The organism is Pantoea dispersa, assembly GCF_014155765.1.
GTDB classification, from domain to species: Bacteria; Pseudomonadota; Gammaproteobacteria; order Enterobacterales; family Enterobacteriaceae; genus Pantoea; species Pantoea dispersa.
This window is the reverse complement of sequence record NZ_SCKT01000002.1, coordinates 272861-292068: the sequence shown is the minus strand read 5'-3', so window position 1 is coordinate 292068 and position 19208 is coordinate 272861. Positions and strand designations below refer to the sequence as shown.

Below are 19208 nucleotides of genomic sequence, written 5' to 3'. Positions count from 1 at the left end.
AGGTTGTGGGTTAGCGATACCCCGTCAGTCAATCCGTTCAGAGCAGATTCAGCTGTTGCTTCAGCTGCGCAATCTCCCTGCGCCACTGCTGCTGCTGCGCCGGTTTCTGATGCTTTGCCTTACGCGCTTCGTCCTGCTGCAGCTTTTCTTCCAGCACCAGCAGCGCCTGCAACAGCGCATCTTCATCGCCCGGGCGGTCATCGACGGCGGCAGCGGCAAGCGGGTAATCGACTGGCACATGGGCGGTGGCCAGCCTGGCGGTCACCTGCGGCCAGTCGTGCCACTCGCTCAGCTGCTGCTGTTCAATCAGCCAGAAGCGATTGCAGCTGCTGGCGATCAGGCTGCGGTCGTGAGACACCAGCAGCACCGCGCCGGCGAACTGCTGCAGCGCCTGCGCCAGCTCCTCTTTGCCTGTCATATCCAGATGGTTAGTCGGTTCATCCAGCAGCAGCAGCGAGTAGCGCGCCAGCGTCAGGCCGACAAACAGCAGGCGCGAGCGCTCACCACCGCTGAGGGAGGCAACCTTCTGCTGGTGGCGCAGCCAGGGAAAGCCTGCGCTAATCAGTGCCATTTTGCACTGCTCATCGCTCAGCGCAGCGAAACCGTGCAAGGCCGCGCTTAACGTCTGGTCGTCACGCAGCTGTTGCAGGCTCTGGTCGTAATAGCCGACGCGGGCGCGCGGATGAAACAGCGTGCTGTCGCCTTGCTGCCAGCTGTGCCACAACTGGCGCAGCAGTGAGGATTTGCCGCAGCCGTTGTGGCCGACAATCGCGATGCGATCGCCACTTTTCACCTGCAGCGCCGGAAGGGAAAAAAGGGGCGGCGCCCCGGCAGCAGGCTGAATCGACATCGGCGGCAGCGCCAGCACGCGATCCGCCTGCAGCGCTTCGCCCTGTAACTGCAGCTGCCACGGACTGCCGGCGCTGAGCGTGGTCTGCGCGTCTTTCAGCCAGTCGATGCGCTTCTCCATCTGTTTCGCTTTACGCGCCAGACCTTCGTTGTCATAGGTCCGACCCCAGATCGCCAGCCGTTTTGCGCTGCTCTCAACCCGGGCGATCTCCTGCTGCTGTGCCTGGTGGCGCTGCGCATCCGCCTCATCCTGCTGCGCCAGCGCCTCGCGGGCGGCCGTGCAGGGCAGACGGAAGACGTGCAGCGTGCGATCGCGCAGAATTGCGCTGCAGTTGGTGACGCGGTCCAGCAGCGCGCTGTCGTGGGACACCAGCACAAAGCTGCCCTGCCAGCCGATCAGAAAATTTTCCAGCCACAGCAGGGTCGGCAGGTCGAGATGGTTACCCGGTTCGTCCAGCAACAGTAAATCGGGCTGCAGAATCAGCGCGCGCGCCAGCAACAGCCGCATATGCTGTCCGCCGCTCAGCGTCGCCGCGGTTTGTGACTGCTGCGCTGTGCTGAAACCCAGCGTATGCAGCAGCGCCTCAGCACGCCAGCGCTCGCTGCTGCGCTGTGCTGCGGGCAGCCGGGCGATAACGCCATCCAGCAATGAGGCCTCAAGTAACGTTTCCGGCAGGTGTTGTTCGATGCGCGCCAGCAGACAGTGGCTGGCTGGTGTGACGCTGCCGTGACTGGCGGCCAGTTCACCGCTGAGAATTTTCAGCAGGGTACTTTTACCGCTGCCGTTGTCGCCAATCAGACCGATGCGGTCGCCTTTTTTCAGGCTGAAATCCAGGGAATGGAAAAGCGGGCCAAAGGCAATGTCGAAGCCGACGGCGTGTGCGGAAAGGAGTGTGCTCATCTACTTACTCTCAAGTTGCAGGCGCAGAAAGGCCTGACGTCAGAATTTCGCTGACGACAACCCGGTAAGCCGGAGAGAAGGGATTAGATTGTCAGAACTTCGCTCAGGCGGATTATCGCAGCACGAGTGCGGTAAAACCTGAGCGGGTCCAGTCACCATAGAAGTGTGAGTAAACAAACAGTTCACACGACGGCATAGAGATCCTCCTTAGTTATCAGCAGGTGAATAAGTCAGCCGATAATAGTGGCGGTGTGCGGCTTTTTCCAGCGATTTGTATCGGCGTTGATATAGTATGGCGTCAGAGCCTGATTGATGTCACAGGAGATTGAATATGTTGATTTATGACGTTTTTGGCCGGCACATTGGCGTTCTGCGCAAGGATGATAGCTGGCAGGTATTTCGCGCCGACGTGACAGAAAGAAAATTTTCACGAATGTTTGATATCGCTATTCCAGATGATATGCCAGAAGACGAAATTGCAGGCTGGCTGGGTGATATCTTTCATGAAGCTGCAACTGAGCATCATCCCGATGTGAAACGCATCGAATAAAAAAAACGTGGTTAAATTATTGAAGTCTGCCTAAGGCACAAAGCGGACTATGCCCAGGTCCATGTCCGCTATGAGCTGATTTAAAGTGTTTATGCAATCAACGGCTTCCACTCTCTTTTGAGCAGTGCAAAAATCAAGGTATCGTCATATTGCTTTTTATCATCATCCCGTGCGAAAGCGACAAATTCTTTGAAACAGCCCTCCTGACGCATACCAAGGCGAGCACAAAGCTTCTGAGAAGCTAAATTGTAGTCTTCCACGTAGGCATAAAGACGTCTGGCTTCTTTGTCAGAAAATAGGTACTGAAATAGTGCCGCGACGGATTCTGTCGCATAACCTTTGCCTTCGTACCGCTTGTTAAAATGCCATCCTACTGACCAGGTGTTAGTGTCAACCTCTTCACTATTATCGGCAAAAAGATGACCAATCAATTCATCAGTTTCTTTCAGGCAGACAGCAAACTGGCTTGTATCACTCGATCGTCTATTAACCTCTTCTGATGCCTCTGCGAGAGAGTCAAGTTTCTCCTCCTGAAAACAAGGTGTGCGAGGTAAAGACAGGTAATCAAAAAGTGCAGGCGCATCTTTGTCTTCGAATGTACGGATAATGAGTCGCGGTGTCGTCGTGAAAATCATGAAAACCTGTTTATCATTAGATGTTAAATGGATTAATGGAGGAGGCAGACCTTCGTTTACCGCCAGCATGATAGCTGTCGTCCCGGAGGCATCACCCAGCGCTGCACCCTCTTATCGTGACTGATTAACCCAAATCAGTTGATCGGTTGCGAAGCCCAGTTGCCGGGCATAGGCGAGATAACGCTGTTTGACTTCAGCCGGAATGGTGGGCTGACGCGACAGAATCCACAGATACCCCCGGTTCGGCCCGGCGACCAGTGCATACTGATAATCTTCATCCAGCGCAATCACGTTATAACCGCCATAAAAAGGCCCGAAGAACGAGACCTTTAGCGCGGCGACGTCAGGTTTGCCGGTGAAGTAAGCTTTGCCTTCGCTCTCGCTCCACGCTTTTTTCTCCGGATCGTAACCGCGATTCAGCACGCTGATACCGCCGTCGCTGCGTTTGCCGTAGGTGGCGGTCACATGATCTTTACCGCGTTCGAAACGGTGATCGAGGCGGGCAATTTCATACCAGGTGCCGAGATAGCGATCGGCATTGAAGTGGGTGATGGGCTGCACCCCTTTAGGTGGCGTCGGGGATTTACAGGCGGCCAGGGTAACAGACAACGCCGTAATGGCGACTAACGGCCAGATTTTCATCGCAACTCCTTTATATCTCACAAAATCCTGTCTGAAGTATAGATAAGGATAGCGAAACCGGCGCGGCGCAAAACCTTACGCCGCGCCGGTCTGTCGATTAACGGCGTTTCTCAACCTCATCTTCTGGCGGAATCACCGGCTCATCGATAGCGATCGATTTGCCGGATTTCAGCAGCTGAATATCCAGAATCACGTAGGTCATGGTGGTAATAAATAGTGAGATCACACTGCCAATCACGCCGCTGGTGGTAAAGGTGAAGTAGTTGTACATCACCACCCAGGTGAGGCAGATAAACATCGCCAGCGCCACGGTAATCGCCGACTGCGAGTAATGCGTGGTGCGCGCCCCCATTTCATTAATCTGCAGACTCAGGTTGCAGCCGCTGTATTTTTCCAGCAGCACGATAGTGTGATCCCAGTTGTGCAGGCGGCGTGCGCTGCCGCGCGCGGCGAACAGAAACAGCAGCGACAGGAACAGACCAGAAAAGGCGATCAGGACCGGTACCGCTTCCAGCGCATAGGCAATGCTTTTATGGCTCGACGCTTGTGCGACCGCGCTCAAATCCAGCGTCAGCGAGCAGCCCAGTGCGCCATACAGGAACACAAACAGCAGCAGATAGAGCGCGTTGCGTTTCCAGTCGAGCTCTGCTTCATGATTTTTCTGTAACCGCGCATCCTGCAACGCCTGTTGCAGGCGCAGTTGTTCGTCAGACGTGGAATCGATACTGGCGATCTCTTCGCCCAGTAAGCGGTGAATAAAAGGCTGATCGGCCTGATCGAGGGTGATGCGCATAAATTTTCCGCTAGCAAAATATTCGTGGCGTCAGTGTAACGTAAAACGAAACTCACCGGGCGTCCGGTGCAGCGGCTGCGCATTTTGCCGCCATCAACACGCACCGGGTAAAGGGGGAGAGCAGCAATCCTTCGCATCCACCGATTGGCGATATCTGATTATTCGGGTAACGTGGAATTTCATACTAATACGTCAAAATTATTCCCGTACCCTACGTAGCAGGAGAGGTCAGTTATGTCCGTCCATTCGCCGCTCATCGGCATCGTCAGCGATGATGTCAGCCATCCGCACAGTATGCACATGCTCAAAGAAGTCACGCGTCAGCTCAGTGCGCGTGATCGGCTGCCGGTGCTGCTGTGCGCCGCTACGCGCGAGGATTTTCAGGCCGCGCTGCGGAACGCGGCGTCGCTGCCGCTGGGTGGGCTGCTGATCCTGAGCTCGCCGTGTCAGGATGCGCAGGACATCGCCGCGCACCTGCTGCCATCGCTGCGCGCGGTGCATCTGTGCCCGAACGACAGCGCGGGCGCTGATGTGGTGGTTGCCGATGCGTATCACGCCGGGCAGCAGCTTGGCGCACTGCTGCTGTCGCAGGGCCATCAGCGTTTGGGCGCTATGCAGGTGCAGGTAAGTGACACGCCGCCGCGCCAGGTGCAGGGGTTTATTGCCAGCCTGCAGGCGGAGGACAAGACGCTGCACGCAGCACTGCACGCCGGCGCCCTTCACCGTGAGCAGGCTTATCAGGCGATGATGGCTTATCTGAAGAAAACCCGTGCGGCAGAACGCATCAATGCATTGATGTGCGAATACGACGAGCTGGCCTTTGGCGCACTGCAGGCCGTGCGCGACTTCGGTCAGGGCGCGCATATCGCCGTGGTGGGCTTTGATGATGCTGATGAGGCGCGCGGCTCCACATGGCACCTGAGCAGCTGGGCACCGCGCCGTGATTTACTGGTGACGGAAGCCCTCAACCGGCTGCTGGATCAGCGTCCGGACCACAGCCGCGCCTGGCAGCAGGGTGAGCTGCAGGTGCGCCATTCGCATCACGGCAAATATGTGCCTGGCGAAATGTCGCAGTGCGGCTGCGCCATCCGTCACTGATCGCTGCAAGCCTTTCCCCTTTGGCGCCGGGCTGATTTCCACACACTGGCGCTGATCTTTGCCGGATTTTTATATCCGCGCAGGTTTTCTTTACGCCTTTTTTATATTGCCGGCGGTTAAATCAGCGCAGCAGGCGGCACTGTGGCGCGCCTTAACCTCAAAGGGAAATATCATGCCCGGCACTATTCTGGTCACACATAATCAGCATCAGTCTTCCACGCTGGCAGCCATTTACGATCGCCTGATGGCGCGACGCAGTGGCCTCTGGGTCTGCTGGGATGGACAACGTACCGTCGCTGCGCAGGAAGCGGCGCGCACGCTTAGCTTTCAGCAGGGTAATGAATACGACAGGCTGCAGTTTGCGCTGACGCGCGCAGAATACGAAGAGGGCTATCACGGCTACGTACATCAGGGGTTGTGGCCGGTGTTTCACCAGCGTCCGGACCTGGCACGTTTCACCAGCGCCAGCTTCCAGGCCTATCGACAGCTGAATGCGGTTTATGCCCATGCCATCGCCGAATATGCCATGCCGGACGATGTGATCTGGCTGCAGGATTATCACTTCATCCCAACGGTGAAAATGCTGCGTGATACCGGCTTAACTAACCGCATCGGTTTGTTTTTACATCAGCCGTTTCCGTCCGGTCAGCTGTTTGAAGCGATCCCTGACTGGCGCAGCCTGGCAGAATCGCTGCTGTGCTGTGACCTGATTGGATTCCAGACCGGGCAGGATATGAATAACTTTCTGCTGTGGCTGGAGAGCGAGTTTCGCGCTGAACGCTTAGGCAGGAACCGTCTGCGCGTGCACGGTCACATTATCACCACTGGCGTGTTTCCGGTCGGGATCGATCTGGCTGAGGTTCAGGCGTTACTTGAGAGCAACAGCTGCCAGTACATGGAACAGCAGAGCCGCGAACATTTGCCGGCCAACACGGTGCTGAGCGGCGGTCATCTCGACGACAGCGCAGGTCTGCCGTATCGCATCAGCGCGCTGGAAGTGCTGCTGCGCCATCATCCCGACTATGCGGGCAACATGATGTTATTGCAGCTGGCTTCTGCTGCCAGCGGACACCCGCACCGGCAGCAGGCGATCAGCCACAATCTGGAAAATCTGTGCGGTGAGGTTAATGGCGTGCACGGTATGCTCAACTGGTATCCGGTCAGCTATCTCAACCACGATTATCGCCGTGAGGAGCTGGCCGGGCTGTATCGCGCGGCGCGGGTGGCGCTGGTGACGCCACTGATGGCGGGCATGAGCCTGATGGCGAAAATGTATGCTGCGCTGCAGGATCCGGCGAATCCCGGCGTGCTGATTCTGTCACAGTTCGCGGGTGCGGCCGAACAGATGGATGGCGCGCTGATCGTTAATCCTTACGATCCTGATGCAATGGCGGATGCCATCCATACGGCGTTGCGGCTGCCACTCAGCGACCGTCAGAACCGTCATGCGCGCTTGCTGAATAACCTGCACCGCTACGATTGTCACTGGTGGGCCGACAGCTTCCTCGCCCTGTTAATGGATGAGCCGCAGCCGGAGAGTGTGCAGTTGTGTAGCCGTCACCTGTCGGGCGCAGGCATAAGCGGGCGGTTACGTTATTGATAAGCAGACAGGGGGCAGAGCGGGGCTAATGTCGGGTGTTTTTGCCCGTATTATCACGGTTGCGAAAAATATGGGTCACGTTATCGCTACCTTTTAACGCCACTGCTTCGCCCTGAGGCGCACTTTTGCTGTTCTGCACTTCAGCAATCGCATAGCGAAACGCGCGCTGGCGTGCCGGATCGGTTTCTGATGCCGCCATCGCGCGCAGTTTTTCCAGCAGCGCGAGAGTGGTTACCGGTCCGGCTTGTTTTAACAATTGCAGCACGGCATCGCCCATGACAATGTCGGCCAGTTTTTCATCTTCACTTCTATACATAAAAGCTCTCAGTATCCGCGTTGCGTTTAGCATTGCCTGGTGCAGGTAAACCAAAGCCTAATCAACGACTGATAGTGTCGCTCTTCCTCTGTCGGAAATGTGTGACCTGCTGAGCGAAATGTTTCCCCGACAGCACCCTTAAACTTATACAACAAAAGCGCTTCTGTACAGGCGGGAGTGCGAGTGGCACGGGTTTTTAGCCACATAATCCCTGACAAACAGTGGCTTGAATCAGATATTAATAGCGGTGCGCATTAATGCGCACCCTACAGTGAGGGTGCAATTTCCCGGTAGGGTCGCCATTGATGGCGACCGAATCATGGCTGACTGTCGATTCGTTAAAACATAACAAGCGCTGCCGCCGTCATCCTGCACCGATACCCGCCCCGGCGCTAATCGCTGCTGCCCAGAATATCCATAAACTCCTGCACTGGCCGGTCGTAGACGTTCATACTGCCGGGACGATCGCTGAGCCAGGCCACAGCCAATTCCCAGCACACATCAACGTCGCTGATGCGGCAATAATGCAGCGTCGTGCTGCGCGCTTTCACTACTTGTTCGGGCAGCAGGGCAATCCCCATATTGCGCTCAACCAGACTCATCAGGGTTTCCAGATCGCTCACTTCAAACGTCACTTTGCGGCTCAGTCCCTGCAGGGCAAAACTGTTGTCATTCACCTTGCGCGTGCCCTGGCCGGCTTCGAAATCGATAAACGACTGCTGCGCCAGTTGTGCCATGGTGACGTCCGGCTGCATCGCGGTGAATCCGGCATAATCGGCGGCGAACGCTACCACGATTTCATCGCAGGCGATGATGCGCGACGACAGCCGGTCGGAGACTTCCTCCACCGGCATAATCGCCAGATCGATCTGCTGATCGTGCACTTTTGCGTTGAGCTTCGCCGATGATCCCTGACACAGCTTGACGTCAAAATCCGGAAAGCGACGAATAAAGGTTTCCAGTAATTGCGGCAGATCGATAAACGGCGGCACGCTTTGCACCGTGCCAATCGACAGGGTTCCGGTCTTGAGCGCCACGATCGCCGCCACTTCCTGCGACGCTTTTTCGACAAAGGCGCCGATGGTTCTGGCGTAATCGAGAAACACTTTCCCGGCCATGGTTAGGCGCACCTGGCGAGTGGAGCGGATAAAAAGCGGCGTGCCCAGTTCCTCCTCCAGCTGTTTGATCGAGGTGGACAAGGCCGATTGCACAATATGCATACTCTGTGCGGCGCGGGTGAAATTTTCATGTTCCGCCACGGCGATGAAGTGCCGCATCTGGCGCAATTCCATCAGTTATCTCCATAAAAGATGAATTTAATCACAATAATGAATTTTACAGATTAACCATACGCGGTAAAAATTTGTCCGGCAATCGCCTGTTCGCCGCGCGGTTTTGCAGGAAGGCAGAACAATGTCTTCTGTGCACCTGTCCGGCGGCATTTAATGAGAGGAATCTGTTATGAGTTATGTTGCATCGCCAGCGCGTTATCAGACCAACATGCAGTACCGTAAAACCGGCAAAAGTGGCCTGGTGCTGCCGCTGATCTCGCTGGGGCTATGGCAGAATTTTGGCGGCGTTGACGTGTTTGAGACCGGCAGAGCGATCCTGCGCCACGCGTTTGATAACGGCATTACCCATTTCGACCTGGCTAATAACTACGGTCCGCCAGCGGGATCGGCTGAAGAGAACTTTGGCCGCTGGCTGGCGCAGGATTTTGCCCCGTATCGTGATGAACTGATCATCTCCAGCAAAGCCGGCTGGGATATGTGGCCGGGTCCGTACGGTGGCCCGACCGGCACCCGTAAGCATCTGATTGCCAGCTGTGATAACAGCCTGCGCCGCATGGGGCTGGATTATGTCGATATCTTCTACAGTCATCGCGTTGATCCGAATACGCCGCTGGAAGAAACCATGGGCGCGCTGGTACAGTTGCATCGTCAGGGTAAGGCGCTGTATGTCGGCATCTCTTCCCATTCGCCAGAGCTGACGCGTCAGGCCGCTGCGATTCTGGCCGATGAGAAAGTGCCGCTGTTTATTCATCAGCCCAATTACTCGATGCTAAACCGCACTATTGAGCACGGGCTGCTCGATACGCTGGCGGAGCTCGGCAGCGGTTGCATTGCTTTTTCACCGCTGGCACAGGGCATGCTGACCAGTAAATACCTCAACGGCGTACCGCAGGGCGCGCGCGCCGGCGGCAGCGATCCGCGTCTTTCTGCCATGCTCAGCGAAGAGAACCTGGCAAAAATTCGCGCGCTCAACGCGATTGCTGAAGCGCGCGGTCAGACGCTGGCGCAGATGGCGATCGCCTGGGCGCTGCGTGATGAGCGGGTCACTTCTGCGCTGATTGGTGCCCGCACGGTTGATCAGTTGAGTGATTCCCTGCGCGCGCTGGACAACCTGACCTTTACGGCACAGGAGCTGGCGGACATTGATCGCTACGCCACCGAAGGCGGGGTGGATATGTGGCGCGTCTCTTCTCAACTTAAATAATGCCCGGCGCCGCGCAACGCGGCGCGCTTTATCGCTGCACCTGCTGTAACCGCACGGCGCGGCGAAATGCATTGGGTGACTGACCCGTTTCACGCTTAAAAGCATGGCTGAAGGCGCTCTCTGAGGCGTAACCCAGCGTCTGCGCTACCACGGCCACCGCCTCATTTTCCTCCTGCAACGCACGCTCTGCCAGCCGCATGCGCCACGCCGTCAGATAGGCTATCGGCGTAATGCCAACTACCTGGCGAAAATACTGGGCAAAACGGGTGCGCGACATGGCACAGGCACGCGCCAGTTCGTCCAGATGCCAGTTGTGCGCCGGATCGCCATGCAGCCGCTGTAACGCCGGTGCCAATCGCGCATCGCTCAGCGCCCGCAGCCAGCTGGCGGGCAGTGTGCTGCTGGTTTGCAAATGCGCCCGCAGAATCTGGATGAACAGCAGTTGTGCCAGCTGGGCCGTTGCCAGCTGCGATCCCGGCTGGACATGCTGGCCTTCCTGCACCAGTTGATCCAGCACCCAGCGGAATGACGCCGCCTGCGGTGACGCCGCCGGCACCTGAATCCAGGGAGGTAATACGTGGGTCAGTAAACGCCCACTGGCAGGATCAAGCAGTACATGGCCACCGATATGGACAAAGTCATCACCGCTGCCAATCGGCGCATGACCTTTCCCTGCGCCATAAAACACGCTCATGGCGTCAACCGGCGGCTCGTCCGGATGGCTGGCCAGCACGAAGGCGCGTTTAGCGCTCAGCAAGCCGACGTCGCCGGTGGCAAAGTGGAACGGTTCAGGTTCGCCTTCCAGTATGACCCAGCAACTGCCTTTGATAATGGCGAAGAATTTAATTTTGTCTGGCGCAGGGAAACGCAGCGCCCAGCGTCCGCCTGCGGTAAAACCGCCGGTCAGCAATGATTCAGCGCGAACGAATCGCAGAATGTCGGAAAAGGGATCAAGGCTCATTTCTGTACTATCACGCAAGTAAACTGCATTTACAAGCATTCAAAATCCGCCACCCGCCGCTTAACGTAGAGCGCATCGAATGAACGATGCTTGTGATGAGGAAGAAAAATGAGTAATGACAAGGTTCTGGTTACCGGCGGCAGCGGATTTATCGCTCAGTACTGCATTATTGCGCTGCTGCAGCAGGGCTATCGGGTGCGAACCACCTTACGTGATGCCGAACGTGAAGCTGAAGTCAGGGCGCATCTGTTGCAGGCCGGGGTGGCCGCAGGCGAGGCGCTGCAATTTGTCGTTGCCGATTTAACGGCAGACGCGGGCTGGGAAGACGCAGTGGCGGGCTGTCGCTTCGTGCTGCATGGCGCGTCACCCACCCCGACCGGCAGCCAGGTAAGCGAAGCTGACTGGATAAATCCGGCGATTGAAGGAAATCTGCGCGTATTGCGCGCCGCGCGCGATGCAGGCGTTAAGCGTGTGGTGCTGACCTCGGCGTTTGGCGCGGTCGGTATCGGACATCCAGCGGACTATCCGCGCCCCTTTACCGAGCGCGACTGGAGCGATGTCAGCGGCGATGTGTGGCCGTATCAGAAATCGAAAACCCTGGCGGAACGCGCCGCCTGGCAGTTTATCGCTGAGCAGGGTAACGGTCTGGAACTGGCCACGGTGAACCCCGTGTCGGTGCTGGGGCCGGTGCTGGGTGCCGACTATTCACATTCGATTCGCATTGTGAAGGAGCTACTGGAGGGGCAGCCAGGCTGTCCTGACATCAATTCATGTTTTGTTGATGTGCGTGACGTGGCCAGTCTGCACGTGCTGGCGATGACCCACGCCGCCGCGCAGGGGCAGCGCTTCCTTGCCAGTTCGGGGCACAGCCTGCCGCTTATTGAGGTGGCGCGCACGCTCAAAACCCATCTGGCAGCAGAAGCAGAGAAGGTTTCGCTGCAGCCAATGAGTGACGCCATGGTGCGGGCGGCGGCAGCGCAAAATCCGCTGATGACGGGAATGGTAAAACTGCTGGGCGTTGATATGAACGTCAGCGCCGCTAAAGCTGGCTGGCTGCTGAACTGGCATCCGCGCAGTCCGCAGGAGGCCATTCTTGCCACCGCGCGCAGCCTGATTGCGCTGGGGCTGGTAGCAAACCACTAGTCTGACTGCGGCATTTATCATCACCCTGGTGACGCGCAGATGCTATATAAATGATAACAATTATCATATATAGCGATTGATGAGGATATCATGCCGTCTCCACAGGTGATAAACGCCGACTGCTGTATCGTCGGCGGCGGTCCGGCCGGCTTAATGCTGGCCTATTTACTGACGCGCGCCGGCCTGCGCGCGGTCGTGATTGAGAAGCACGCCGATTTTCTGCGCGATTTTCGCGGCGACACCATTCATCCCTCAACCCTGGAGATCATGCACCAGCTGGGTCTGCTCGACGCGCTGCTGGCGCTGCCGCATCAGCGCGCGGAGAAGTTACAGGCGGAAGTAGGCGGGCAGGAGATCACCATGGCCGATTTCTCCCGTCTGCCGTTGCGCTGCCGTTTTATCGCCTTCATGCCGCAGTGGGACTTCCTCACTTTCCTCGCCGCCCAGGCGGCGCACTATCCCGGTTTCACGCTGCTGCAATCCACCGGTTTTGACGATTTTCTCTATCAGGACGGCGTAATCGCAGGCGTGAAAACGTTACAAGGTCACGAAATTCACGCGCCGCTGGTAATAGGCGCTGATGGCCGTCGCTCGGCGGTGCGGCAGAAAGCCGGGCTGGTGGGTAAAAGCTTCGGTGCTCCACGCGATGTGGTGTGGTTCCGGCTGGATAAACAGCCGGACGACCTCGAGCTGGGGATGGGCCACAAGGGGCCGAAGCAAAACTTCATCGTCATTGACCGCGGCGAATACTGGCAGTGTGGATTCACCATTCAGAAAGGCGAATTCGAGGCGCTGAAGCAGGCCGGGCTCGACGCGCTGAAAAACCGCATGGCAGAGGTTGCGCCGTTCAGCGTGGCGCGCATGGCGCAGCTGCAGGAGTGGCAGCAGCTGAGTCTGTTATCCATTCGTATCGATCGGCTGGACAAATGGATGAAGCCCGGCGTGCTGTGCATTGGCGATGCCGCACATGCGATGTCACCGATTGGCGGCGTGGGCGTGAACCTGGCGATTCAGGACGCGGTGGCCAGCGCCAATTATCTGACGCGGCCGTTGCAAAACGGCACGCTCACGCTGCGCGATTTGGAGAACGTGCAGCGGCGGCGGCAGTTTCCGACGGTGGCGACGCAATTCCTGCAGATCAAAATGAGCAGCGGCAAGCGCCCGCGTACCACGCCCAGTAAGGTTCCGCAGCTCATCAGCCGCTATCCGTTTTTACGTCATCTGTTTGGCCGATTGATTGGCATGGGCTTCCGCCCGGAACGGCCACGTCTCGCCGGAGAAAAAACGTAGCCGGGTAATTATTGCAATTGCGATTCTTTTGTAACATTAAATTAACTTTTGCGGCGAGCTATCATTAAAAAAATTGCTTAATCAAGCAGGGGATTTAATCACTTTGTGCCTTATTTGTCGGCTGATATAACCTGAACGTCAACGCGATCTCAACGAAGCGCAAATGGCGTGAGGCGGGTGAAGAGCGGGATTACGCGATGATAAAGGTTTTCTATTGATTTCAGCGGTGACACAAGGTTGGCGGAAGCCACAGTTTGATTATGGTTAAGGGGCATGACACAAACCATAAGAAACTGAGGAAGACAGCAGGTATGAAACTGGAAAACTTATCTCGCAGAAGCTTTATGGCCTTCGCGGCTGGTGGCACCGTGGCGCTGGCGGCCGGCAAGGTCCATGCCCACGACGGCAAGGTGGCGACTTATCCGGCGAATGATCCCAACCATCCGCGCGATCCTGGCCCGCACGATCCGGTGCGCGAAGCACTGAATCCGGATCTGGTCGATCCGCCAGCAACCGACAGCGGCACGTTACCCAACCTGCGCTTTTCGTTTAGCGATGCGCATGTGCGCAAGGGCAGCGGCGGCTGGACGCGCCAGGTGACGCAGCGCGAACTGGGCATTTCCACCACCATTGCTGGCGTCGATATGCGGCTGGATAAGGGGGGCATCCGCGAACTGCACTGGCATAAAGAGGGCGAGTGGGCCTACATGCTGTACGGCAATGCGCGCATCACCGCGCTGGATACCGCAGGTGGCTGGTTTGTCGATGACGTCGGCGTGGGCGATTTATGGTATTTCCCGCCGGGCGTGCCGCACTCAATCCAGGGCCTTGGGCCGGACGGCTGTGAATTCCTGCTGGCCTTCGACAACGGCAATTTCGATGAAGACAGTACCTTTCTGCTCAGCGACTGGTTCAAACATATCCCGCCCGAAGTGCTGGCAAAAAACTTTGGCGTGCCGGCTGAGGTGTTTAACACGCTGCCCTCGCCAGAAGAGGAGTACATCTTTGCCGGGCAGGCACCTGACGGCGCGGCGGCCTCGGCGGTGAGCGGCGGGGTGAAATCGAAACAGGTCTTCTCGCATAAAATGCTGGCGCAGAAGCCGTTGACGCTGCCGGGCGGCACGGTACGCATTACTGATTCCAGTAATTTTACGGTATCGAAAACCATCGCCGCCGCGCTGGTGGAACTGGCTCCCGGCGCGATGCGCGAACTGCACTGGCATCCCAATGACGACGAATGGCAATACTATCTGGAAGGTCAGGGGCGGATGGGCGTGTTTGCCTCGTCGGGTCAGGCGCGTACGTTTGACTTCCGCGCCGGTGATGTCGGCTACGTGCCCTTTGCCATGGGTCACTATATCGAAAACACGGGTGACGAGCCGCTGCGCTTTCTGGAACTGTTTAAAAGCGATTATTACGCGGATATTTCGCTTAACCAGTGGCTGGCCAGCACGCCACCGGCGCTGGTGCGTCAGCATCTGCATCTCAGCGACACCTTCATGAAGGCGCTACAGCAGGAGAAGCATCCGGTAGTGAAATAGCCCGTGACCACGCGCAGCCGGTGCTGCGCGTTCTTTCCTGATACTGTCCACATCTGGCGTGCATATCCCGCCCGGAACCCTGTGGATAAACCTTTCGTTGCCCCGTGCCAGCTGAGCTGACCAGCTGGCGGTTATTTTCTGAACGGCCGCCAGCGCAGCGATTTCAGTTTGTCACGACGGGCTGCTGCCTGCATCACCAGACTCATCGCGGCGGGTAAGACCGTGAGCGTCACCAGCGTCGCCACTAACAGCCCACCGATAATCGCCAGCGCCATCGGTCCCCAGAAAACCTGACGCGAGATGGGGATCATACCGAGAATCGCTGCGCTGGCGGTAAGCACGATCGGCCGTGCGCGGTGTTCGGCGGCAGCCGCAATGGCGGCATCCGGCGGCATACCTGCATCAACGTTGTTATCTGCCTCGCTGATCAGGATCACCGCGTTGCGGATGATCATGCCAGCCAGAGCAATAACACCCAGCAGCGCCACAAACCCCATCGGTGTGCCGGTCGGCAGCATGGCCAGCACAATGCCCGGCAGACCAAAGGGCGCCATCAGCAGGGCCAGCAGCATGCGGGAAATCCGCCGCAGTTGTAACATCAGCAGCAGCAGCATGCAGAACTGCGTGACCGGCAGGATAGCGATCACCGACTGGTTGCCCTTGTCAGACTCTGCTACCGCCCCGTCCTCGTTCAGGCGGTAACCGGCCGGCAAGCTGGCCCTGAAGGTGGCAATCAGCGGCGTGAGGGCGGCGGAGACGGCTTCCGCGCGCAAACCCGGCGCCGTATCGGTCTGAACGGTGATAAACGGCAGGCGCTGGCGTCGCCAGATAACGGGATCCTCCAGCCCCCACTGCGGTGTTGCGACCTGCGTCAGCGGAATTTTTGCGCCCGACGGCGCGGTTAGCAGCAGTCCGGACAGGCTGCTCAGGTCATGGCGCGCTGCAGCGTTGCCCTGTAGCACCACATCAATCAGCCGGTTGCGATCGCGTACCGTGGTGATCAGCGTTCCTGACCAGAGCGTATGCAGATACTGAGCAATCAGGTCAGAAGAGAGGCCGGCTGCGCGCGCTGTCGTCTGATTCACCTGCAAGGTGATTACGCGTTCGGGCTCACCGGCGGTTTGATTGACGTCACGCGTCAGCGCTGAGCTGCCGAGCGCGGCGGCCAGCCGCTCTGCCAGCTGCTGCACCTGGCGATAATCCGGCCCGCTGATGCGATAACGAATCGGCCAGCCTACCGGCGGACCGAGCTCGAGCGGCGCGACGCGCGTGGTGATGTCGCTGAAATCCCGGGCAAGCACCGCATCCAGCGAGCGCTGCAGTCGTTCACGGGCGGCCAGGCTTTTGGCCACCACCACCAGCTGAGCGCTGTTTTCATCGTCCAGCAGTACATCCATGGGCAGGTAGAAGCGTATCGCACCGGTGCCGACGTAAGACGAATAGTGGTCAACATCCCGGCTGGCGGAGACAATCCGCTCAAGGCGTTGCACCTGACGCAGGGTGGCCTGCTGCGACGCACTGGCCGGCAGCGCCAGGCCCACCAGCAGCTCAGGCCGATCGGAGGCCGGGAAAAACTCGCCCTGCATATACGTGGTGCCGACGCCGGCCAGCATCGCCATCGCCAGTGTCAGCATGCGGTGGCGCAGCACGCTGCTCAGCAGGCGGCGATAGCACTGGCTGAGGCGCCCGTTTCCGGCGCGGTGCTGCTTTAGCGTGGCCGGCAACAGCCAGCTGCCGGTCAGCGGTGAAAACAGCACCGCCACCAGCCATGAGCTGATGAGCGCCATCAGCACCACCGCAAACAGGGTATAGCAATATTCTCCCGCGCTGGATGCGGCAAAGCCGACCGGAATAAAACCGGCAATCATCACCAGCGTACCGGTCAGCATCGGGAAGGCGGTGGTACTGAACGCCCAGGTCGCTGCGCCGGTACGGGAATCGCCGGCCTCCAGCCGCGCCACCATGGTTTCCACCGTGATCATTGCATCGTCCACCAGCAGGCCCAGCGCCACGATCAGTGCGCCCAGCGAGATGCGCTGCAGGCCGATACCGGCCAGATGCATGCCGATAAACGTCATGGCGAGCACCAGCGGGATCGCCGCCGCGACCACCAGGCCGGCGCGCAGTCCCAGCGAGACAAACGAAACCGCCAGCACGATGATCACTGCCTCGCCCAGCACATCGACAAATCCGCTGACCGCCTGTTGCACTACCGCTGACTGATCGGCGATGCGCGTCATCTCAATGCCGTGCGGCAGCTGGCTGGCTTCGCTCTCCATGCGCGCCCGCAGTGCCTGGCCAAAATCCAGCATGTTACCGGTGGCGGCCATCGACACGGCCAGTCCGATGGCCGGCTGGCCGTTAACGCGAAAAAGCGGGGCAGGCGGTTCGGCGGGGCGGCGCGTGATGGTGGCGATCGCCGTCAGTGGAACATAGCGATCGTTAACGCGCAGCGTAACCGCCCGCAGGCTCGCCTCGCTGTTGAACGCGCCGCTCACGCGCAGGGCGATGTTATCGGTGGCGGTGCGCACGCTGCCCGCCGGCTCGACGACGTTCTGCGCCCGCAGCGCCTCTGCTACCTGCTGCAAATCCAGTCCCATAGCGGACAGCTGGCGCGGGGAAAAGGCCACCACCAGTTGCTCTTCCTGCTCGCCCAGTAGCTGGAGCTTACCCACATCCGGCAGACTCATCAGATCGCGGCGAATATCGTCCACCCGGTCCCGCAGCTCACGCGGAGAAAAACCGTCAGCGGTGAAGCCGTAAATCGTGCCAAAGGTATCGTCAAACTCATCGTTGACCGCCGGGCCCTGCACGCCCTGCGGCAAAGCCGGGGTCACATCCTGCATTTTTTTACGCACCTGGTACCAGATGCCGGCCACCTGCGCGGGCGGGGTGTCATCACGCAGATTGACGAAAATGACCGTGCGGCCAGCGTGCGTTTCACTCTGCACATAATCCAGCCAGGGAATTTCCTGCAGCTTTTTCTCCAGCGGATCGGTGACCAGTCTGACCGTATCGTTGATGTCGGCACCTGGCCACTGCGCAGACACCACTGCAGTTTTGATGGTGAACGCCGGATCTTCGTTGCGCGAGAGTTTTTCATAGCTGACGATGCCTGCTGCCACAATCAGCAGCATAAGAAAGGCCATCAGCTGCTGCTGCTTCAGCGCCCAGGCAGAAAGATTAAACGCCGGTTTCATGCTGGTCCTCCTGGCTGCCGGCAACGCGTTCACCGTCACGCAGGCTTCTGACGCCCGCCGTGATCACCCGATCGCCCGGCATGATGCCGGCGCGAATCCATACCGCATCTGCCGTGTAGCCGGCAATCGCGACCGTGCGCCGGATAACGCAGTTTTTCACCGGGTCGAGAATAAATACCGCCGGCTGGCCGGCCTGGCGGGTCAGCGCGGTGGCCGGAATCGCCATCACCGCATCCGCCGTCGTGTCAATCAGCGGCAGGGTGACGGCGACGCTGGCGCCCAGCACCATCTCTGCGGGAGGATTGTCCAGTGTGATGCGCACCCGCCAGCTGCGTGTCTGGGCGTCGGCCTGTGGACTGACGTCACGCAGGTGCGCTTCGGCCATCACGGACGGATTCTGCAATAGCGCAACGCGGAAACGGGCACTGGCCCGGCGATCGAGGGTTTCAGGTGTGGCAACATCAAATACCACGTCACGGCCTGTGCCGGTCGCAACGGTAAACACCGTCTGCCCGGCGCTGACCACCTGACCGGCTGCGGCGCTGACGCCCGTCACCACGCCATCGTCAGGCGCGGTGAGGTGGGTCCAGCGCAGGCTATCCTGCGCATTTTTCAATGCCGCTTCACTACTCTGCCGCCGCGCCAGCGCAGCCTGCCAGTCGGCGCTGGCGCTATCGAGCTGAGCACGGGCAATTGCCCCGGACGGCATCAGCAGCCGCATGCGGTGCAGATTGAGGGCCGCCACCTTTTCGGCCGCGCGGCTGCTGTTCAGCTCCGCCTGTGCGCTCGCCAGCTGATTCAGCGCGCCGGGGCTGTCAAGCACCGCGAGCGTCTCTCCCTGCCTGAAGCGGCTGCCGACATCGGCGCTGCGCGTCAGAATCCGCCCCTCCAGCCTGAAACTGAGCGAGGTTTCATCGTGCGCGCGGATCTCGCCGGTCAGGGTTTGCTGCCCGGCGGGCGTGGGCGGGCCAACCGTGATGAACTTTACCGGACGCGGTGGCGGCGGCGTGGGTGAACGCTTGCGGTCACAGCCGGTCAGCAGCAGGGCCGTCAGCAGCAGACAGGGCAGCAGCGGCAGCAGGGAAACCAGGTGGCGCGGATTAAGCAGGTGGCGCACACCCTGTTTGATCAGGCAGGGAAGCTCGTCGGTCATGGCGCAATTCCTTTATCGGTATTTGCGCCATTACACCGTG

Annotated in this window: 16 protein-coding genes; 7 read left to right on the top strand and 9 right to left on the bottom strand. The window is 58.8% G+C overall.

Annotation, left to right across the window (positions count from 1 at the left end):
• Nucleotides 1-37: 37 nt before the first annotated feature.
• Nucleotides 38-1750 carry an ABC-F family ATP-binding cassette domain-containing protein gene (locus H7K56_RS08035; RefSeq protein ID WP_150360056.1) on the bottom strand — a complete coding sequence of 571 codons (1713 nt, stop codon included), beginning with the start codon at nucleotides 1748-1750 and terminating at the stop codon, nucleotides 38-40.
• A gap of 331 nt (nucleotides 1751-2081) precedes the next feature.
• Here H7K56_RS08035 and H7K56_RS08030 point away from each other — a divergent pair, with 331 nt between their 5' ends.
• A complete protein-coding gene (locus H7K56_RS08030; RefSeq protein ID WP_058759057.1) occupies nucleotides 2082-2300 on the top strand; it encodes a DUF7661 family protein in 219 nt (72 codons plus the stop codon).
• Between the two features lie 89 nt (nucleotides 2301-2389).
• Here H7K56_RS08030 and H7K56_RS08025 read toward each other — a convergent pair whose 3' ends face one another.
• The 3 genes from H7K56_RS08025 to H7K56_RS08015 form a co-directional block, all read right to left on the bottom strand.
• Nucleotides 2390-2935, bottom strand: coding sequence for a GNAT family N-acetyltransferase (locus H7K56_RS08025; RefSeq protein WP_058759058.1), 546 nt, complete (start codon nucleotides 2933-2935; stop codon nucleotides 2390-2392).
• Nucleotides 2936-3046: 111 nt separating this feature from the next.
• The gene (blc, locus tag H7K56_RS08020; RefSeq protein WP_150360055.1) at nucleotides 3047-3577 is read right to left on the bottom strand and encodes an outer membrane lipoprotein Blc; all 531 of its coding nucleotides are present in this window, start codon (nucleotides 3575-3577) and stop codon (nucleotides 3047-3049) included.
• 97 nt (nucleotides 3578-3674) lie between these two features.
• The gene (locus H7K56_RS08015) at nucleotides 3675-4370 is read right to left on the bottom strand and encodes a RipA family octameric membrane protein (protein WP_150360054.1); all 696 of its coding nucleotides are present in this window, start codon (nucleotides 4368-4370) and stop codon (nucleotides 3675-3677) included.
• A gap of 234 nt (nucleotides 4371-4604) precedes the next feature.
• On the opposite strand from H7K56_RS08015, the gene H7K56_RS08010 reads away from it, so the two are divergent.
• Complete coding sequence (locus H7K56_RS08010; RefSeq protein WP_150360053.1) at nucleotides 4605-5468, top strand: substrate-binding domain-containing protein; 864 nt, start codon at nucleotides 4605-4607, stop codon at nucleotides 5466-5468.
• 172 nt (nucleotides 5469-5640) lie between these two features.
• Nucleotides 5641-7068, top strand: coding sequence for an alpha,alpha-trehalose-phosphate synthase (UDP-forming) (locus tag H7K56_RS08005; protein ID WP_150360052.1), 1428 nt, complete (start codon nucleotides 5641-5643; stop codon nucleotides 7066-7068).
• Nucleotides 7069-7093: 25 nt separating this feature from the next.
• Here H7K56_RS08005 and H7K56_RS08000 read toward each other — a convergent pair whose 3' ends face one another.
• Complete coding sequence (locus tag H7K56_RS08000) at nucleotides 7094-7384, bottom strand: hypothetical protein (protein ID WP_021508990.1); 291 nt, start codon at nucleotides 7382-7384, stop codon at nucleotides 7094-7096.
• A gap of 392 nt (nucleotides 7385-7776) precedes the next feature.
• Nucleotides 7777-8676: a LysR family transcriptional regulator gene (locus H7K56_RS07995; protein ID WP_058781558.1), complete on the bottom strand. Its 900-nt coding sequence runs from the start codon at nucleotides 8674-8676 to the stop codon at nucleotides 7777-7779.
• Between the two features lie 169 nt (nucleotides 8677-8845).
• Here H7K56_RS07995 and mgrA point away from each other — a divergent pair, with 169 nt between their 5' ends.
• Entirely contained in the window at nucleotides 8846-9880 is a 1035-nt protein-coding gene (mgrA, locus tag H7K56_RS07990) for an L-glyceraldehyde 3-phosphate reductase (protein WP_021508994.1), read from the top strand.
• A 28-nt stretch (nucleotides 9881-9908) separates the two neighbouring features.
• Here the strand turns inward: mgrA and H7K56_RS07985 are convergent, their stop codons facing one another.
• Nucleotides 9909-10841 carry an AraC family transcriptional regulator gene (locus tag H7K56_RS07985; protein WP_249042690.1) on the bottom strand — a complete coding sequence of 311 codons (933 nt, stop codon included), beginning with the start codon at nucleotides 10839-10841 and terminating at the stop codon, nucleotides 9909-9911.
• Between the two features lie 108 nt (nucleotides 10842-10949).
• On the opposite strand from H7K56_RS07985, the gene H7K56_RS07980 reads away from it, so the two are divergent.
• From H7K56_RS07980 to H7K56_RS07970, 3 genes are all read left to right on the top strand, one after another.
• On the top strand, nucleotides 10950-11984 hold the full coding sequence (locus H7K56_RS07980; RefSeq protein WP_150360050.1) for an SDR family oxidoreductase: 1035 nt from the start codon (nucleotides 10950-10952) through the stop codon (nucleotides 11982-11984).
• Between the two features lie 90 nt (nucleotides 11985-12074).
• The gene (locus H7K56_RS07975; protein WP_150360049.1) at nucleotides 12075-13274 is read left to right on the top strand and encodes an FAD-dependent oxidoreductase; all 1200 of its coding nucleotides are present in this window, start codon (nucleotides 12075-12077) and stop codon (nucleotides 13272-13274) included.
• 344 nt (nucleotides 13275-13618) lie between these two features.
• Nucleotides 13619-14815, top strand: a complete 1197-nt coding sequence (locus H7K56_RS07970) for a cupin domain-containing protein (RefSeq protein ID WP_182688987.1) — start codon at nucleotides 13619-13621, stop codon at nucleotides 14813-14815.
• A gap of 131 nt (nucleotides 14816-14946) precedes the next feature.
• Here H7K56_RS07970 and H7K56_RS07965 read toward each other — a convergent pair whose 3' ends face one another.
• On the bottom strand, nucleotides 14947-18015 hold the full coding sequence (locus tag H7K56_RS07965; RefSeq protein WP_150360047.1) for an efflux RND transporter permease subunit: 3069 nt from the start codon (nucleotides 18013-18015) through the stop codon (nucleotides 14947-14949).
• Nucleotides 17999-19168, bottom strand: coding sequence for an efflux RND transporter periplasmic adaptor subunit (locus tag H7K56_RS07960; protein WP_150360046.1), 1170 nt, complete (start codon nucleotides 19166-19168; stop codon nucleotides 17999-18001). Before H7K56_RS07960 ends, H7K56_RS07965 begins: the two co-directional genes overlap by 17 nt.
• Between the last annotated feature and the right edge of the window lie 40 nt (nucleotides 19169-19208).

Bases quoted from the DNA above. Each gene is read 5' to 3' on its own strand.
- H7K56_RS08035 (WP_150360056.1), bottom strand. From the start codon at position 1,750: ATGAGCACACTCCTTTCCGCACACGCCGTCGGCTTCGACATTGCCTTT.
- H7K56_RS08030 (WP_058759057.1), top strand. From the start codon at position 2,082: ATGTTGATTTATGACGTTTTTGGCCGGCACATTGGCGTTCTGCGCAAG.
- H7K56_RS08025 (WP_058759058.1), bottom strand. From the start codon at position 2,935: ATGATTTTCACGACGACACCGCGACTCATTATCCGTACATTCGAAGAC.
- blc (WP_150360055.1), bottom strand. From the start codon at position 3,577: ATGAAAATCTGGCCGTTAGTCGCCATTACGGCGTTGTCTGTTACCCTG.
- H7K56_RS08015 (WP_150360054.1), bottom strand. From the start codon at position 4,370: ATGCGCATCACCCTCGATCAGGCCGATCAGCCTTTTATTCACCGCTTA.
- H7K56_RS08010 (WP_150360053.1), top strand. From the start codon at position 4,605: ATGTCCGTCCATTCGCCGCTCATCGGCATCGTCAGCGATGATGTCAGC.
- H7K56_RS08005 (WP_150360052.1), top strand. From the start codon at position 5,641: ATGCCCGGCACTATTCTGGTCACACATAATCAGCATCAGTCTTCCACG.
- H7K56_RS08000 (WP_021508990.1), bottom strand. From the start codon at position 7,384: ATGTATAGAAGTGAAGATGAAAAACTGGCCGACATTGTCATGGGCGAT.
- H7K56_RS07995 (WP_058781558.1), bottom strand. From the start codon at position 8,676: ATGGAATTGCGCCAGATGCGGCACTTCATCGCCGTGGCGGAACATGAA.
- mgrA (WP_021508994.1), top strand. From the start codon at position 8,846: ATGAGTTATGTTGCATCGCCAGCGCGTTATCAGACCAACATGCAGTAC.
- H7K56_RS07985 (WP_249042690.1), bottom strand. From the start codon at position 10,841: ATGAGCCTTGATCCCTTTTCCGACATTCTGCGATTCGTTCGCGCTGAA.
- H7K56_RS07980 (WP_150360050.1), top strand. From the start codon at position 10,950: ATGAGTAATGACAAGGTTCTGGTTACCGGCGGCAGCGGATTTATCGCT.
- H7K56_RS07975 (WP_150360049.1), top strand. From the start codon at position 12,075: ATGCCGTCTCCACAGGTGATAAACGCCGACTGCTGTATCGTCGGCGGC.
- H7K56_RS07970 (WP_182688987.1), top strand. From the start codon at position 13,619: ATGGCCTTCGCGGCTGGTGGCACCGTGGCGCTGGCGGCCGGCAAGGTC.
- H7K56_RS07965 (WP_150360047.1), bottom strand. From the start codon at position 18,015: ATGAAACCGGCGTTTAATCTTTCTGCCTGGGCGCTGAAGCAGCAGCAG.
- H7K56_RS07960 (WP_150360046.1), bottom strand. From the start codon at position 19,168: ATGACCGACGAGCTTCCCTGCCTGATCAAACAGGGTGTGCGCCACCTG.